1 pseudogene is annotated in these 1,250 nt (G+C 48.5%); it reads right to left on the bottom strand.

Going from position 1 to position 1,250, the window contains the following annotated elements:
* Positions 1-1,250 (bottom strand): annotated as a pseudogene (locus V6E90_RS21415) (hypothetical protein); the annotation flags it as partial.

Below are 1,250 nucleotides of genomic sequence, written 5' to 3'. Positions count from 1 at the left end.
ATTGGTAATGGTCACACCATTGTCATTGATTAAGGTATCGCCCGCACGAACGCTATCGACATTTAAATCACGGTTTAATCCATATTGGATGGTGTTGCCATTCTTGGTTACCGTGAGATTGTCTTCACCCGCAACGGTGCCAATATCAACTGTGTCACCTGCTTTGATCGCTGCACCCCCAGCACCATTCGTTTGTAGGTTCCAACCTTGATCCAAGGCTTCAATCGCTGCACCAACGTTGTTGCTTTCTACACCATTCACGGTATAGCTTGGCGCGCTCACTGTGCCATCTGGATTCACTACTGAACCACCGCCTAAAGCATCCGATACGCTCTTGGCTGTACCTGCCAACTGGCTACCATTGATCGCCTCATCCGACGTGGCACTGACTTCACCCGCAGTCACACCACTGATCTTGCCTGTCGTACCATCAATGCTGACCCCATTTGCACCACCTACTGTGACATTGTTAAAGTCAACATCATCTTTGGTCGCTACGTTATAAATGTCTTGACCATCAGCGCCTGTGGTTTTAGTCACTGTGACGTTCTTACCTTCAGTCACTTCGGTTTTCGATGCCGCTGCCGCTTTATCCAACTGGCCTTTGTTTACAGCATCACTTGGAGCTGCACCATCTGCTACATTGCTAATTGTATTCCCCGCAGCATTGATGCCATCTTTGGTAATACTTGGGCCATTGGTGATGGTCACACCATTGTCATTGATCAAGGTATCGCCCGCACGAACGCTATCGACATTTAAATCACGGTTTAAACCGTATTGAATGGTATTGCCATTCTTGGTTACCGTGAGATTGTCTTCATCCGCAACGGTGCCAATATCAACCGTGTCACCTGTCCTGATTGCACCCGCATTGGCGCCATTGCTTTGTAAGTTCCAGCCTTTATCAAGCTCTTCAATTGCTGCACCAACGTTGTTACTTTCTACACCATTCACGGTATAGCTTGGTGCACTCACCGTACCATCTGGATTCACCACTGAACCACCGCCTAAAGCATCCGATACGCTCTTGGCTGTACCCGCCAACTGGCTACCATTGATCGCTTCATCCGACGTGGCACTGACTTCACCCGCAGTCACACCACTGATCTTGCCTGTCGTGCCATCAATGCTGACCCCATTTGCACCACCTACTGTGACATTGTTAAAGTCAACATCATCTTTGGTCGCTACGTTATAAATGTCTTGACCATCAGCGCCTGTGGTTTTAGTCACTGTGACGTTCTTAC

This window comes from Acinetobacter sp. ESBL14 (assembly GCF_036668815.1).
In the GTDB taxonomy this organism is placed as follows: Bacteria; Pseudomonadota; Gammaproteobacteria; order Pseudomonadales; family Moraxellaceae; genus Acinetobacter; species Acinetobacter gyllenbergii.
The sequence above is the reverse complement of the archived record's forward strand: the minus strand, read 5'-3'. Positions and strand labels throughout refer to the sequence as shown.